Source organism: Xanthobacter versatilis (assembly GCF_043193975.1).
GTDB classification, from domain to species: Bacteria; Pseudomonadota; Alphaproteobacteria; order Rhizobiales; family Xanthobacteraceae; genus Xanthobacter; species Xanthobacter autotrophicus_E.
In genome coordinates this window covers 175,431-191,241 of record NZ_JBAFVB010000007.1, presented here as the reverse complement: position 1 = coordinate 191,241, position 15,811 = coordinate 175,431, and the positions used below count along the sequence as shown (strand labels likewise).

Sequence of the window (15,811 nt, the reverse complement as noted above, 5' to 3'; positions counted from 1 at the left end):
GAATAGGTTGCGTTGCGGCAATTCTGCGGAAGAGGGCGCTTCCCATGGATAGCTTAGATCTTCTCGATGGTCAGGCGCGGGTGGTCGGAAACGGCCTTGGTCAAGAACCCGAAGCTGTTGCGGTCATCGGAATCGGCTGTCGTTTCCCAGGTGGCATCACGAGCGCGGAAGGTTACTGGTCCTTCCTGCTGGGCAAACGATGCGGTATTCGCGAAATACCGGCGGATCGCTGGAACGTCCGCAACTATTATGATCCCGACCCCGAGAGCGCCGGGCGCTCCTATTCCAAGTGGGGCGGCTTCCTCTCCGGCGATGTCTTCAACTTCGATCCCGCCTTCTTCGACATGGCCCCGCGCGAGGTCATGTCCATGGATCCCCAGCAGCGCCTGCTGCTGCAGGTGGCCTATGAATCCATCGAGGATTCGGGCGTGCCGCTGCGCACCCTGCAGCGCCAGCGCGCCGGTGTCTTCGTCGGCATCTCCACCTCGGACTTCAGCTACAGCCAGCGCTACCGGCGCGTCGCCACCGACATCTTTGCCGGCACAGGTTCGGCCTATTCCATCGCGGCCAACCGCATCTCCCACCGGCTCGACCTGAAGGGGCCGAGCATCGCGCTCGACACCGCCTGTTCCTCGGCGCTGGTGGCGGTGGACCAGGCCATGCGCCACCTCGCCATGGGCACCTGTGACGTGGCACTCGCCGGCGGCGTCAACCTGATGCTGGACCCCGGCCCGTTCGTGGCCTTCGCCAGCGCCAACATGCTGTCGGCCACCGGCAGGATCTATACGTTTGACGCCCGCGCCGACGGCTTCGTCCGTGGCGAGGGCTGCGGCATCGTGGTGCTGAAGCCGCTGGCCCGCGCCGTCGCCGACGGCGACCGCATCTATGCGGTGATCCGCGGCTCGGCGGTGAACCAGGACGGCCGCACCCCCACCCTCACCGCCCCCAGCGACGTGGCCCAGACCGCCATGCTGGAAAGCCTGGTGGGCCATGCCAACATCGACCCGGAGGACGTGGGCTACGTGGAGGCCCACGGCACCGGCACCCCGGTGGGCGACCCCATCGAGGCGAGCGCCATCGGTCGCGTGTTCGGCGCCGGCCGGGTGGATCGTCCGGTACTGGTGGGCTCGTTCAAGCCCAATCTCGGCCATCTGGAATCCGCCTCAGGCGTCGCCGGGCTGATCAAGATCGTGCTGTCCACCCATCACGGCATCGTGCCGCCCAACCTCAATTTCGAGACCCCCAACCCGACCATCCCGTTCGATGCGCTGGGCCTGTCGGTCCCGGTGGAGCCAACCCCCTATTCGAGCGAGCACGACGTGCGGCTCGCGGTGGTGAATTCCTTCGGCTTCGGCGGCACCAATGCCTCGGTGGCGGTGGAAAGCTTCCACGGCGGCAAGCGGCCCCGCACCGATCTTCGTGCCGACCTGCGCGCCCGGCCGGCGCCCGCCGAAGGCCCGGTGTTCATTCCGCTCTCGGCCAACGGCAAGGCCGCCCTTGGCCTGTGGGCGGAAGAACTCGCCGACGCGGTGGATGAAGGCGGCGCCCTCGCCGACGTTCCCTACGAGACCCTGGCGAACGCCCTCAAGACCAGCCGCGACCACCTGACCGAGCGGGCGGCGATCCTCGCCGATCCTCAGGCGCAGGATCTGCCACTGAAGCTGCGCACCCTCGCGCTGGGCGCCGACGCGCCGGCCAACGAGGCCATCGCGCCCTATATCATCACCGGCCGCGCCAAGCCCCGGCGGCTCGCCTTCACCTTCTCGGGCCAGGGCGGCCAGTGGTGGGCCATGGCCCGCAAGCTGCTCACCGAGGACAAGACCTACCGCGCCTTCGTCGAGACCTTCGACGAGGTGCTGAAGCCTTATACCGGCTGGTCCGTGATCGAGGAGATCACCCGCGACGAGGCCACCACCCGCATCAACGATGCGGACGTGACCCAGGCCGCCATCTTCTCCAACCAGGTGGGCCTCTACCGCATGTGGCGGGAGCGCGGGCTCACGCCGGAACTGCTGGTGGGCCACAGCTTCGGCGAGGTGGCGGCAACCCACATCGCCGGCTGCATCGATCTCGATACCTGCGCCAAGATCATCTATCACCGCGGCCTCATCCCCCACGGCAGCACCCGGCGCGGCGCCATGGCGACGCTGGGCGTCACCTACGACCAGCTCGCCCCCCTGCTGCCGGACGACGGGTCCGTGGTTGTCGCCGCCTTCAACGGCCCCACCGCCCAGACCATCTCCGGCATGGAAGCGCCCGTGGTGGCGCTGCTGGAGGAGGTGAAGCGGCTTTATCCGGATGTCACCGCCCGCCGCCTCACCATGGATTTCGGCTGGCACTCGCCCCACCTCGACGATTGCGAGGCGAAGTTCCGCGAAGGCCTCGGCGAGATTTCCTGGAAGCCGCCGTCCTTCCCCATCGTCTCCACCGTCACCGGCATGCTGGAGACCTGCTTCGACAGCGAATACTGGTGGCAGAACCTGCGCCAGGCCGTGAGCTACAAGAAGGCCATCGACTTCTGCCTGGATCTGGGCATCGACGCGTTCCTGGAACTGGGTCCGCACCGCACCGTCACGCCGCTGATCCACGGCATCGCCCAAGAGCACAACGCCTCCGTGGTGGCCGTGTCCTCGCTGGAGCGGCAGGGCGACGACCGCCTCGTGATGGCCCGCTCGCTGGCCAGCCTCTATGTGAACGGCGCGTCCTTCGACTGGAGCGAGAGCGACACTGGTGCGGAAGAGCACCTGCCCCTGCCGCGTCGGCCCTGGGTCAACGAGCGGCTGGTGCAACTGCCGCTGGAAGCGCGCCAATTCCTGTTCGACGGCGACCGCCACCCGCTGCTCGGCTGGCGCGAGATCGGGCCGGACCCGGCCTGGACCAACGAGATCACCCTCAAGAGCGCCAAATATCTCGCCGACCACCGCCCCGGCGGGGACTGCCTGTTCCCCACCGTCGGCTATGTGGAGATGATGGCGGGCGCCCTGCGCGCGCTGTTCGGCGAGGCCCCGGTGGAGCTGCGCGACTTCCGCATCTACGAGGCCCTGTCCATCGGCGGCGACGACGTGGTGCTGCTGCGCACCACTTATGATCCCACCACCAGCCGGCTGCGCATCTCTTCCATGAAGCGCGACACCGAGGAGGACTGGCGGCTGCGCGTGGAGGCCTATGGCTGGCAGCATGCCTTCGCCGTGCCCCCCGCCAGCTTCGACCCGGCCATCCTTGAGACCCGGCCGGCCATCGAGCGCGAGGACTTCTACCGCCTCACTGCCCGCCACGGCCTCGACTACGGCCCGACCTTCCAGGCGGTGGACGCCCTGTGGCTCGCCGGGCCGCGCCATGCGGTGGCGCGCATCTCCAGCGCCGATGCCGCCAAGCGCGACGGCTTCATCGCCTTCCCCGGCCTGTTCGACAGCGTGCTCCAGTCCGGCCTCGTGCTGGAGGACGTGGACCTCGGCCTGTGGATCCCCGGCGAACCGCTGCCCGACGAGGAGAGCGTCGCCGGCAAGTACAAGCTGATGCTGCCGGTGGGCATCCGCAAGGTGATGGTGGCGGGTCCCCTGCCGCCGGAAGTCATCTGCGAATTCTTCACCGATCCCGTCGACGACACCGGCATCTACCGCGTCTATGGGCTGGACGGCACGCCGCTGCTGGCGGTGGAGAACCTCAAGGTCAAAACCCTCGGCGCCCTGAAGACGAACGCCAATGACGGCGGCACCGTGGTGATCGAGGAGACCTTCGAGACCGTGGCGCCCAAGGCCGACACCCCGGTGCGGCTCGGCCGCTGGCTGGTGCTGTCGGGTGATCCGGCCACCACCGAGCCGCTGGCCTCCGCCCTCGTGGCATCGGGCGCGGCGGTGGAAACCCTGGCGCCGGACCTCTTCACCGCCATGAAGGCGGAGGACGCCACCCGCCTGATCGAACAGCGGCTCGCCGCGCCCGAGGGCCTCACCGGCATCGTCTATGCGGCGACGGCGGGGGTCGAGCTGGGGCCGGAGGCGGAGCTGTCCACCGCGCGCCTCGTCGACGCGGTGGAAGCGGCCTCCTTCGGCCTCGTCACGGTGGGCCAGGTGCTGGACCGCCTGCGCACAGCCCCGAGCCGCCCGGCTTTGGTGGTGATCGGCCGCGCCAGCCGCCTGATCCCAGGTGACGGGCCGATGGCGACGGAAGGCCTCGCCGATTCCGCACTGCTCGGCCTGTCGCGGACCCTCGCCAACGAATGCCCGGAATTCGCCATCCGCCATGTGGACGCGGACGCCGCCGCCTTCAGCGAGGGCATGGCTCTCGCCCAGGCGGTGCTGGAAGAGAGCGACGAGGCGGAAATCATCCTGCGCGGCACCGAACGCACCGTGCCGCGCCTGCGGCAGGGCCCGCTCAACGGCCTCGCGCCGCGCCGGCGCACCATCGCAAAGGGCTCCGACCCCGCCAATTTCACCGTGACGATGACCAGCCCCGGCCTCATCGACAATGTGGTGGTGCGCGAGTGCCCCTACCCCACGCCCAAGGCGGGCGAGGTGGTGGTGGAAGTGGCCGCCGTGGGCCTCAACTTCCGCGACATCATGGCCGCCACGGGCATCCTGCCCGATGAGGCGGAGGGCGAAGGCGCCTGGTGGCGTAATCTCGGCCTGGAATTCGCCGGCACGGTGCGCTCCACCGGCGAAGGCATCACCGGCTTCAAGGTCGGCGACCGGGTGATGGGCATGGGCAAGGGCTTCCTGCGCCGGTTCGCCGCCGCCGACGCCCGCTTCCTCATGCATGTGCCCGATGACGTGGCTCTGGAAGACGCGGCCACCCTGCCCGCCGCCTTCATGACCGCCCATTATTCGCTGGTGGACATCGGCCGCCTCGAACCCGACGAGAAGGTGCTGGTGCATCTGGCCACCGGCGGCGTGGGCCTTGCCGCCATCCAGGTGGCGCGCGACATCGGCGCCGAGATCCTGGCCTCCGCCGGCTCCGACACCAAGCGCAACTTCCTGCGCCAGCTCGGCATCGAGCACGTGATGAACTCGCGCAGCCTCGAATTCTCCGAGGCCGTGCGGGCGGCCACCGGCGGGCGCGGCGTGGACGTGGTGCTGAACGCCCTGTCGGGCGCCGGCATCGACAAGGGGCTGGAGTGCCTTGCGCCCTTCGGCCGCTTCGTGGAGATCGGCAAGCGCGACCTCGCCCAGGACAAGCCCATCGGGCTCAAGTCCCTCTATTACAACAACTCCTATTCGGTCATCGACCTCTCCACCATCGCCGACGAGCGCCCCGCGCGCCTGTCGTCCCTGCTGCGGGCGGTGGAGGCCAAGGTGGCGCAGGGGCTTTACCGACCGCTGGTGGCCACCCGCTTCCCGGTGTCCCGGGCGGCGGAGGCCATGCGCCTGTTCTCCAAGGCGCAGCATCTGGGCAAGGTGGTGCTCACCTTCGACGAGCCCGCCATCGAGGTGGAAGTCGACCTCAACCAGCCCATGCGCTTCTCGGGCGAGGCGAGCTATCTCGTCACCGGCGGCCTGCGCGGCTTCGGCGTGGCGGTGGCGGATTTCCTCAGCCGGCAGGGCGCCGGGCGGCTGCTGCTGTGCGGCCGCAACGGCACCCCCGACGCGGACTCCGAGCCGGTCCTCGCCGCCATCGCGGCACGAGGGACCGAGGTGGTTCCCATCGCCCTCGATGTGACCGACGCCGAGGCCGTGGACGCGCTGGTCGCCGCCCACGCCAGGTCGGACAAACCGCTCAAGGGCATCGTCCACGGCGCGGCGGTGATCCAGGACGGCTTCGTCAGCCAGCTCGACGAAGGCCAGATCTCCCGCGTCATCCGCCCGAAGGCGGGCGGCGCCTGGAGCCTGCACCGCGCGGTGACCCGGCACGGGGCGGACCTCGACTTCTTCGTCAGCTTCTCGTCGCTGGCGCAGGTCATCGGCAGCCCCGGCCAGGCCAATTACACGGCGGCCAATTCGGTGCTCAACGGCATGGGCTCGTTCCGCAAGAGCCGGGGCCTTGCCGGCTCGGCGGCGGCCTGGGGCTCCATCGCCGGCTCGGGCTTCGTCGCCCGCTCGGAGGCGCTGGGCAATTATCTGGAAAGCATCGGCATGAAGCCGGTGCCGGACACGGAGGCCGCCGCCTCCCTCGGCACGCTGCTGCGCGCCGAGGACGAGAACCTCGGCTTTGCCCGCGCCGACTGGGCTGCCATCTCGCGGGCTTTGGCGCGCACCGCCGGAACAGCGCGCGTGAAGCCGCTGCTCGCCCAGCGCACCGGCGGGCGCTCGCGCATCCAGGCCGAGTTGCTCGCCGCCCCGCGCGAGGCGTGGGACGGCCTTCTGGCCGACCTCATCCGGGGCGAGGTGGCGAAGGTGCTGAAGGTGTCGCCCAACGACATCCCCTCCGACCGCCGCCTGTCCGAGCTCGGACTCGACTCCTTGTCGTCGTTCGAGCTGAAGAACCGCATCGAGGCCCATGTGGATGTGAACATCCCGGTGGCCAAGTTCCTCCAGACCCCCACCGTCACCGGCCTGTCCGGCGTGGTGGCCGCCACCTTCGAGGCCACCCAGAAGGCCCGGGCAGCCACCGCCGCGGCGCTTGCCGACGGCAGCAGCGGGGCCGGCGGCACGGGCGCCGGCGCGGTGTTCCGTCCGCTGGTGCGGCAGGAGGCGGTGATCGCCCTCTCCGGCCGGCCCATGACCTCCCCGGTCACCCGGGCGGCGCTGGAAGTCGCGGCCTCCCGCGCGGTCGATCCCGCGGTCGATTTCGAGAGGCTGGCGCAGGCGCTCGCCGCCCTCGCCTTGGCCGAGGACGCCCTCAAGCTCACCGGCACGGCCACCGGCGAGATCGTCGCCGGCGAAGCCCCCGACCTCGAGTGGATCACCGACGCCTCCGGCCTTGCGCCGGTCACCCAGCCGGGACCGCTGTGGCGGTTCGGCCTCTCCAAGGCGGCGGACGGCGCCCTCACGCTCCATGCGCGGGCCCATCGCGCGGCGGCGGATGCCCTGTCCCCCCATCTCGCGCTCGCCGCCCTCGTCGCGGCGGCTGAGGCGACGCCCGCGCCGGGCACGCCCTTTGCCGCCTTCGCCGCCACCGAGCGGCCGGCGGATGGCTCCATGGCCCTCGCCGGGCACATGGCCTTCTGGAAGGAAATGCTGCGCACGCCGCCCAAGGCCCTGCCGAGCCTCGGCCGCACCCTGGCGTCGGCGCCCGCGGGCTTCGGCCTCAATCGCGGCGCAGTGGGCCATTTCGACGCCACCCTGAGCGTTCCGGGTTTCGACGCGCTCGCCGCGCCGGACCAGGAAGCGCTCCTCGTCGCCGCGCTGGGCCGCGCACTGGCTGCTGGCTTCGGCATCGAGCGGGCGCTGGTGGAATGCCATGACCCGGTCCGGCGGGAAGTCCCCGCCGCCCTGATCGGCCCCGTGGGAACCGGCGCGCCGTTGCTGCTGGACCGCCTGGACGCCCCCGCCGACTGGCTGATCCGGCGGGCGCGCCAACGCCTCGCCGCAGCGCGAAGCCACCGGGCGCTGGATACGGCGGCGGTGGAAGCCTTGCTGGCGGACCGCCTCAACACCGCCGGCGCGGCGCTGCGGCAGGTGGGCTTCGCCTTCATCGACGCCGACGGTGCGGCCCGGGCCAAGGCCCTCGGCATCACCGAGCCACTAGTGGTGCTCACCGATCCGTTCAACGAGCTGCGGCTCGACGTGGTGGCGGAAGGCGCGGGCCTCAGGCTGCGGCTCGCCCTCGACACCGCCGCTTTCCCGGCCGAGACCGGGCGCGCCCTCCTCGATGGCATCGCCACCGCCGTGTCGGAACTCAGCGGCATCCCGGCAGCGGTCATCGAGGCGGCCTGGCACGCGCCGCAAGCCAAGGCCCGTCCCATCGTCGTGCCCGCCGCCCCGCCGGCGGCGGCGCCCACGCCCCCGCCGGTGCAGAGCAACGGCGAGCGCGAGGTTCCGGTCTCCCTCAAGCAGGGCATGCTGCTGCGCGCCCTCATGAAGAGCGAGACCAACCACGCCTATCGGGTGTCCTGGACCATCGGCCGCGCCTTCCGCATCTCGCCGCGCGCCGACATCGACCGCATGCGCCGCGCGCTCATGCTGGTGGAGGAGCGCCAGGAAGCCCTGCGCACCCGCTTCGTGGTGGGAGACGACGGCGTTCCGCGCGCCTTCATCCTGCCGCCCGGCGAGCCGTCCATGGCGGTGGAGGACATGCCCGGCGCCGACGCCGCCGAGGTGGATGCCCGCATCGCCGCGCTGCTGGAGGACGAGTTCGACCCGTTCACCAACCCGCCCTATCGCATCACCGTACTGCGCGGCGCGGCTGATGGCGATGTGGTCATGGCCCACGGCTACCACACGGTGTTCGACGGCTGGTCGCTCGGCGTGTTCGTGGAAGAGCTGTTCCAGGCCTTCCTGGGCATTCCGCTGCCGCCCGCCGAAATGGGCGTCGAGCAATATGTGCGCGAGTTCGAGCGGGCGCTGGACCCGGCCTTCATGGCCGAGCGCGACGCCTACCTGCGCAACCTCTACGGGGACAGCCCGCCCCAGCTGCCGAACTTCGGCCGCAAGGCGAAGGGGCTCGTCCCCAACCTCGACCTCACCCACGGCGGGCCGGGCGCGGAGATGTTCGCCTTCCTCAGCCCCGCCGGCCAGGACCGGGTGCAGACAAGGGCCCGCGCCGCCGGCGTGACCGAGACCGCGCTCCTGATCGCCGCCTACACCCAGACCCTCGCCGCCCGGGGCGGCCAGGACGATGTGATCGCCGGCGTGGCGGCCGCCATGCGCACCGACCGGCGGCTCACCAGCCTCATCAGCTGGGTGGCCGGCACCACCCTGCTCAGGGCGCCGACGCGCGCCATGCCGAAGCTGGAGACGCTGGCGGCCCACCTGTCCGAACAGCTCAACCAGACGCTGCCCTACGTGCCGTTCGAATATGCCTGCGCGGACGGCCCGCTCCACGACGAGCTGGTAGCGAAGGGCTCCTATTTCTCGCTCTACTACACCGGCATGCAGACGCCGGACCGCTTCGCCCGGGGGGCCACCACCTCCGCGCTGCAGCGGCAGGGCAAGGCGGAGGAGCTGGATCTCGGCCTCATCAAGGTGGCGCCGCTCTCGGCGAAGCTCTCGCGCTATGCCATCAACGAGATCGACCTGCGCTCCTTCCAGAGCGCCGACGGTCTCGCCTACCGCATCGGCTTCGACCTCACCGCCTTGACGCGGTCCGAGGGCCGGGGCTTCCTTGAGGAGGTGATCGACCGCATGGGCGTCGGCCCCGATGGGGTGGCCTCCATCGTGGATACCGACGCGGAGGAGGAGACCGCGTGAGCAAGGCAGCCATCGCCCGCAGGGGCGGACGCCTTCCGCCTGCGGAGGGGACACGGTGAAGCCGCAGCCCCTTCCCCCCGCTCTGGTCGAGACGGACTATTCCGCGGGCTGGCGCCGCCTCACCATCGCGCTCGCCGTCGCCGTGGTGGCGGGACTGCTGCTCGGCTACTGGTATGTGGTGCCGCGCACCGCCGCCTGGCACCAGGTGCAGCCCCGCCCCATGAGCCTTGAAATCAACGGGCCGGGCCTGCTCGACGCCATCAACCGCGTGGTGGTGACGAGCCGTATCCAGGGCTTCCTCAAGTCCATCGAGGTGGACAAGAACGATGTGGTGAAGAAGGGCGAGGTGCTGGCGCGGCTGGAATCGGTGGACCTCCAGAACCAGCTCGCCGCCGCCCAGGCGCAGGCCAGCGCCGCCGCCCTCGGCATCACCGGGAGCGAGAGCGAACGCGCCCGCGCCAAGGCCGGCTTTGACCGGGCCAAGATCGAGTTCGAACGGCGCACCACCCTCGCCCGCACCAATGTCATCTCCCCCGCCGAGCTGACCACCGCCGAATCCAACTTCCTGCAGGCCCAGGCGGAGATGGCCCGCGCCGACGCCGCCATCGAGCGCTCGAAGGCGGAGCTGCTCGCCCAGGAGGCGAACGTGAAGGTGCTGGAGGCCCGCCTTGCCGATGCCACCATCACCTCACCGCTCGACGGCGTGGTGATCTCGCGCGAGCGCAATCCCGGCGACCTGCTGTTGCCCGGCGCCAACCTGATGCAGGTGGTGGAGCTGTCCACAATCATCATCTCCGCGCGCTTCGACGAATCCGCCCGCTCCTCCATCAGGCCGGGGCAGGCGGCGCGCATCCGCTTCGCCTCCGATCCCACGCGGGTGTGGACCGGGCAGGTGCTGCGCCTGTCGCGGCAGGTGGACCAGGAGACCCGCGAGTTCACCATCGACATCAACCTTGATGCCCTCCCCGAAAGCTGGGCCATCGGGCAGCGCGCCAATGTGGCGGTGGAAGCGCAATCCCCGGCGATGGCCATCGGCGTGCCGGAAACCTTCGTGACCCGCCGCGACGGGCGCGCCGGCGTCTGGCTGGCGCGGTCGGGCCGGGCCACCTGGACCCCGGTGGCGCTCGGCTACACCAGCGGCACCAACATCGAGGTCTCGCGCGGCCTGAAGGCCGGCGACGTGGTGCTGTCGCCGGTCGGCCGTTACTCTTTCGAGCCGGTCGACCTCGGGGAAGAGGTGCCCTGACGCCAATGGGCGCAACTGGCGGCGGAGGCGCAGGCCCATGAACATCGCCCTCAAGGACATGCGGTTCTCGATGCTGCGCTTCGCCCTCACGGCGGTAGGCATCGGCCTCCTGCTGGGGGCGACCATGGGCATGATCGGGCTCTATCGCGGCATCGTCCACGAGGCGCTGCTCATCATCAACGACGTGGGCGCCGACCTGTGGGTGGTGGAGGGCGGCCGCTCCGGCCCGTTCGCCGAGACCTCCGCCGTGCCCTCCAGCCTCGACCGCCGGGTGGAGGGGGTGCCGGGGGTGGCCGCCACCCGCCGCTTCATCCAGTACAACCAGCAATACGACATCAACGGCAAGAGTGTGCGCCTCGCCGTCACCGGCATCGACTACCCCAAGGATTCCGGCAGCTGGATCCCGCTCATCGACGGCAGGCTGTTCCGCTCCACCCGCTACGAGGCCATCGCCGACCAGACCACCGGCCTGCTGGTGGGCGACGTGATCCGCCTCGGCCATGACGACTACACCGTGGTGGGCCTCACCAAGGGCCAGGTCGACATGGGCGGCGACGGCATGTTCTTCGTCACCATCGCGGATTCCCAGGCCATCAACCGGGTGCTGCCCTCCGAGGCCATCCTGCTGAACCGGGTGGCCAAGGGGCGCTCGCGCATGGGCCTCGGCGACGGCGGCGCGCTGGCGGCGGTGATGGTGGAGCTGAAGCCCAACGCCGACCCGCTGGTGGTGAAGGCCCAGATCAAGAACTGGGGCGACGTGGAAGTCCTCACGAAAGAAGAAGAGCGCTCCATGCTGCTCGACGGCCGGCTGTGGCGGCTTCGGGTGCAGATCCTCGCCTTCACCGCCATGACGCTGCTGGTGGCGGGCTCCATCATCGCGCTGACGATCTACATGCTGACGCTGGAGAAGATCAACCAGATCGCCCTCTTGAAGCTCATCGGCGCGCGGGACCGGGTCATCATCGGCCTCATCGTGCAACAGGCCCTGTGGATCGCCCTGCTCGGCTTCTCGGTGGCGCTGGCGATCTCCTTCACGCTCTATCCCAACTTCCCGCGCACCGTGCTGCTGTTGCCCGACGACCTCGCGGCCATCGGCGGATCGCTGCTCGTCATTAGCCTCGGCGCGAGCTGGTTCGCGATCCGGCGGGCCATGAAGGTGCGGGCGCAGGAGGTGCTGGCGTGACCGCTCAATTCTGGCCCAGCCATGTGGTGATGGAGGTGCGCAACGCCTCGAAGACCTATCTCTCCGGCGCCAACGAGGTGCGCGCCCTCACCGACATGACGCTGGCGCTGAAATCCGGCGAGCTGACCGGCATCGTCGGTCCGTCCGGCTCGGGCAAGACCACCTTCCTGATGATCGCCGGACTGCTGGAGCCGCCCACCAGCGGCACCGTGCACTTCCGCGACCAGCCCATCGCCAATGCCACGACCCGCCTCAACAATCTGCGCGACTTCCGCCGCACCCATGTGGGCTTCATCTTCCAGAAGGCGAACCTGATCCCCTTCCTCACCGCGGTGGAGAATGTGCAGATCGCCCTCGAGATCAACGATGTGCGGCCCAAGCAGGCGAAGGCGCGCGCGCGGGAACTCTTGGCCCAGTTCGGCCTCGACCACCGCGAGAACAATTATCCCTCCCAATTGTCCGGCGGCGAGCAGCAGCGCGTGTCCATCGCCCGGGCGCTGGCCAACGATCCGGTCATGCTGCTGGCGGACGAGCCCACGGCGGCGCTGGACGGCTCGCGCGGGCGGCAGGTGATGGAGGTGTTCCGCACGCTGGCCGACGTGCACCGGGTGGCGGTGTGCGTGGTCACCCACGATCCGCGCTGGTCCGACATCTTCGACCGCATCGTGGAGATGAGCGACGGCCGCGTGGTGGAAGTCCGTCCCGGCGGCGCCATGAAGGCGCGACTGCAGGTGTGAGACCATTGCCCCGTGAGCTTTGCTCAAGGGGCAATGGCAAAGCCCGCGCGGCGTTTGGGCGTACCCACTTGGCATCGGTCGAACACCGAGGCCGATGGTATGAGATGCTTCCGGCCGGATCCGGCTTTCGGATCGCAGCCCCTCACACAGCCGGCGGCAGGTGGTCGGCGACATCGTCCAGCGTGCCGGTGGGCGCCATATATTCGATCAGCCGCAGGGTGCGCTCGCCGGTGCCGGCGAGCCGGCCGATGATGGCGCGCAGCGCCTTGAAGTCGGCTGCCGAGAGCGGCTCGAACAGGGCGTCGTTGGCCGGCACCTGAACCCGTGTCAGCTCGGCGAGGCGGCGCTCGGCCTCCTCGGTCACCGCCAGCACCACGCGGCGGCGGTCGTCCGGGTTCGGCACCTTGGTGACGAGGCCGGCCTGCACCAGCTTGTTGACCTCGATGGTCACGAACGCCCCCGACAGGTGCAGGTGCTCCGCCAGCGCGTTGACGCCCAGTTCCGGCGTGCCCCGGCTGAGCCGGGCGATGGAATTGAGGATGGTGTACTGGGTGCCCGACAGCCCGATGAGGCCGCCGAGCCGGTTGCGCACCTCCTGCAGGGCGGCGGCGAACGCCAGCATATTGTGCACCATCTCACGGAATTCGAGATCCGACCCGTTCACCAGCAGGGCGCCGCGGGAGGCGGTCAGGGGCAGTCGCCGGCGGGTGGTGGACGTGGATTGCGGCATGCGGGCGCTCCCTGGTCGTGCCGCCGGCGGGCGCGGTGCCGACAGCGGGACGTGACCCGGACCCGCCTTGCCCCCGACGCGGACATATCCTGATCGCGCTTCATAGGCGCACAAGGGGCTTGACGTCTATCGCCTCTTCATAATAGCTTTGTTACAAAGCTAATTGAAGCGGACATTGCCCCATGTCGGCCAACCCAGCAGACGCCTTCGACACCCGCGCCTTCCGGTGCACCCTCGGCGCCTTCGCCACCGGCGTCGCCATCGTGGCCGCCGAGGGCGAGGACGGCACCCTCGTCGGCATGACCATGAGCTCGTTCAACGCGGTGTCCCTCGATCCGCCGCTGGTGCTGTTCTCGGTGGCGCGGTCGGCTTTGTCCTTGCCCGCGCTCAGGACCGCGCGCGCCTACGGCATCTCCGTGCTGGCCCACCACCAGCAGGATCTCTCCGGCCGCTTCGCCTGCGCGCAGGGAGAGAAATGGGCCGGGGTGGCGCATCTGCGCGGGGCCGGCGGCGCCCCGCTGATCGCCGAGGCGGCGGCGCATCTGGAATGCGTGCCCCACGCCATCCATGACGGCGGCGACCACGAGATCTTCATCGCCCGCGTCCTCGCCCATCGCTGCGCGCCGGGGGCTGATCCCCTCGTCTTCCATGCCGGACGCTACCGCAGCCTTGCGGCCGCCGCGTCCTGACCCCCATTTCCGGAGCACCCGCCATGATCAAGACCGGCAGCGCCCACATCGCCAGCCTCAGGGACGGCCGCGAGATCTTCCTCGACGGCCAGAAGATTTCCGACGCCACCACCCACCCCGCCTTCCGCCGCGCGGTGGCCTCGGTGGGGCGCATGTTCGACTTCCACAGCGCGCCGGACAACCGCGCGCTGATGACCTTCGAGACCGACACCGGCACGCTCGCCAACCGCATCTGGCAGTTGCCCACCAGCTATGACGAGCTGAAGACGCGCCGCCGGGGCCTTGAGGCCTGGACCGAGCTGCACGCCGGCTTCCTCGGCCGCGCGCCGGACCATGTTGCGTCCTGCATCTCCGGCATGTACATGGGCCTCGACCAGTTCGAGCTGTACGATCCGGCCCGTGCCCGGGCGCTTGGCGATTACTATCGCCATGCGCGCGACAACGATCTGTATCTCACCTACGTCATCATCAACCCGCAGGCCGACCGCTCCAAGAACGCGGCCGAGCAGGCCGACCCGTTCCTCTCCGCCGCCATCGTGGACGAGGACACCTCCGGCATCACCGTGCGCGGGGCAAAGATGCTCGCCACCGGCGGCATCATGGCCAATGAGGTGTTCGTCACCTGCATCCAGCCGCTGCAGAAGGGCGAGGAGGCCTACGCCCTCTCCTTCGCCATTCCCATGAACACGAAGGGCCTGAAGATCCTGTCGCGCAAGTCCTATGAGGCAGGCGCCCCGTCGGTGTTCGACAATCCCCTGTCGAGCCGCTTCGACGAGAATGACGCGGTGCTGTATTTCGACGACGTGAAGGTGCCGTGGGACCGGGTCTTCATCGCCGGCGACATCGCCATGACCGGCCGGCAGTTCCATGCCACCCCGGCCCATGTCTACCAGAACTACCAGGCCCAGATCCGCCTGTCGGTGAAGCTGAAATTCCTGCTCGCCATCGCCCGGCGCACGGCCGAGGTGAACGGCACCACCGGTTTCCCGCAGGTGCGCGAGACCTTGGGCCAGCTCGCCGCCGAGGCCGCCATGGTGGATGCCTTCGTCGCCGCCATGGAGGCCAAGGGCAGCTTCTACGGCCCCTATTTCGTGCCCGACCGCCACACCCTCTACGCCGCGCAGACCCTGACCCAGCAGCTCTACGGCAAGTTCATCACCACCCTGCGGGAATTGGCCGGCGGCGGCATGATCATGCTGCCCTCCTCGGTGCATGACTATCAGAACCCGGAGCTGGCCGCCCTCATCGCCAAGACCCAACAGTCGCCGGCCGCCAGCGCCGAAGAAAAGGTGAAGTTCTACAAGCTCGCCTGGGACGCGGTGGGCTCGGAATTCGCCTCCCGCCACGCCCAGTACGAGATGTTCTACGCGGGGGCCGGCTTCGTGGTGAAGAACCACTCCTTCCGCACCTATGACTGGGCCGGCGCCGAGCGCCTGCTCGACATGATGCTTTCCTCCTATTCCCTCGCCGACGAGGTGGCCCCGACCGCCGCCCGCGCCGCCGAGTGATCCCCTTTCACCGCAGGACTGCCCCGATGCCCATCACCAAGATCCACGACGAGTTCCACACCCTCGACCTTGCCACCGGCTGGGAAGTGCCGCCGGGCTATCCGGAAGGCATCAAGCAGAAGATCCTCTCCGGCGCGCTGGACGAGGAGAACAAGAGCGGCTCGCGCACGCGCCTGCTGAAGTTCGACGCCGGCGTGTTCACGACGAAGCCCTTCGTGCATGAATATTGGGAAGAGGTGTTCCTCGTCACCGGCGACCTCACCGTGGGCAATGACGAAAACGGCGAGGGCGGCGAGAGCTTTTCGCCCTTCACCTATGCGGTGCGCCCCCCGGGCGCGTTCCACGGGCCGTTCAAATCGGATAAGGGCTGCATGCTGCTCGAAATCCACTATTTCGACCCGGCCTGATCCCGCCCGCCCCTTCTGCTGACCCGGACT

General features: G+C 69.5%; 8 protein-coding genes. 7 read left to right on the top strand and 1 reads right to left on the bottom strand.

The window, feature by feature from the left end; all coding sequences use genetic code 11:
* Positions 1-44: 44 nt before the first annotated feature.
* From V5F66_RS15275 to V5F66_RS15260, 4 genes are read left to right on the top strand one after another with little or no spacing between them, the layout of a single operon-like run.
* On the top strand, positions 45-9,281 hold the full coding sequence (locus V5F66_RS15275) for an SDR family NAD(P)-dependent oxidoreductase (protein ID WP_394094171.1): 9,237 nt from the start codon (positions 45-47) through the stop codon (positions 9,279-9,281).
* A gap of 55 nt (positions 9,282-9,336) precedes the next feature.
* Positions 9,337-10,527 (top strand): efflux RND transporter periplasmic adaptor subunit, encoded by a 1,191-nt coding sequence (locus tag V5F66_RS15270; protein WP_394094170.1) that lies wholly within the window; start codon positions 9,337-9,339, stop codon positions 10,525-10,527.
* Between the two features lie 37 nt (positions 10,528-10,564).
* Positions 10,565-11,710 (top strand): ABC transporter permease, encoded by a 1,146-nt coding sequence (locus tag V5F66_RS15265; RefSeq protein WP_011996039.1) that lies wholly within the window; start codon positions 10,565-10,567, stop codon positions 11,708-11,710.
* Positions 11,707-12,447: an ABC transporter ATP-binding protein gene (locus V5F66_RS15260; protein ID WP_011996038.1), complete on the top strand. Its 741-nt coding sequence runs from the start codon at positions 11,707-11,709 to the stop codon at positions 12,445-12,447. The genes V5F66_RS15265 and V5F66_RS15260 overlap by 4 nt, the downstream gene beginning before the upstream one ends.
* Before the next feature lie 142 nt (positions 12,448-12,589).
* Here V5F66_RS15260 and V5F66_RS15255 read toward each other — a convergent pair whose 3' ends face one another.
* Entirely contained in the window at positions 12,590-13,177 is a 588-nt protein-coding gene (locus tag V5F66_RS15255) for a MarR family winged helix-turn-helix transcriptional regulator (RefSeq protein ID WP_011996037.1), read from the bottom strand.
* A 182-nt stretch (positions 13,178-13,359) separates the two neighbouring features.
* Here V5F66_RS15255 and V5F66_RS15250 point away from each other — a divergent pair, with 182 nt between their 5' ends.
* Genes V5F66_RS15250 through V5F66_RS15240 form a run of 3 tightly spaced genes read left to right on the top strand, consistent with a single transcriptional unit; the run spans position 13,360 to position 15,781 of the window.
* A complete protein-coding gene (locus tag V5F66_RS15250; RefSeq protein ID WP_011996036.1) occupies positions 13,360-13,866 on the top strand; it encodes a flavin reductase family protein in 507 nt (168 codons plus the stop codon).
* 23 nt (positions 13,867-13,889) lie between these two features.
* Positions 13,890-15,374, top strand: coding sequence for a 4-hydroxyphenylacetate 3-hydroxylase family protein (locus tag V5F66_RS15245; protein ID WP_394094169.1), 1,485 nt, complete (start codon positions 13,890-13,892; stop codon positions 15,372-15,374).
* A gap of 26 nt (positions 15,375-15,400) precedes the next feature.
* Entirely contained in the window at positions 15,401-15,781 is a 381-nt protein-coding gene (locus V5F66_RS15240; protein WP_011996034.1) for a cupin domain-containing protein, read from the top strand.
* Positions 15,782-15,811: the final 30 nt, after the last annotated feature.

Bases quoted from the DNA above. Each gene is read 5' to 3' on its own strand.
- V5F66_RS15275 (WP_394094171.1), top strand. From the start codon at position 45: ATGGATAGCTTAGATCTTCTCGATGGTCAGGCGCGGGTGGTCGGAAAC.
- V5F66_RS15265 (WP_011996039.1), top strand. From the start codon at position 10,565: ATGAACATCGCCCTCAAGGACATGCGGTTCTCGATGCTGCGCTTCGCC.
- V5F66_RS15255 (WP_011996037.1), bottom strand. From the start codon at position 13,177: ATGCCGCAATCCACGTCCACCACCCGCCGGCGACTGCCCCTGACCGCC.
- V5F66_RS15250 (WP_011996036.1), top strand. From the start codon at position 13,360: ATGTCGGCCAACCCAGCAGACGCCTTCGACACCCGCGCCTTCCGGTGC.
- V5F66_RS15245 (WP_394094169.1), top strand. From the start codon at position 13,890: ATGATCAAGACCGGCAGCGCCCACATCGCCAGCCTCAGGGACGGCCGC.
- V5F66_RS15240 (WP_011996034.1), top strand. From the start codon at position 15,401: ATGCCCATCACCAAGATCCACGACGAGTTCCACACCCTCGACCTTGCC.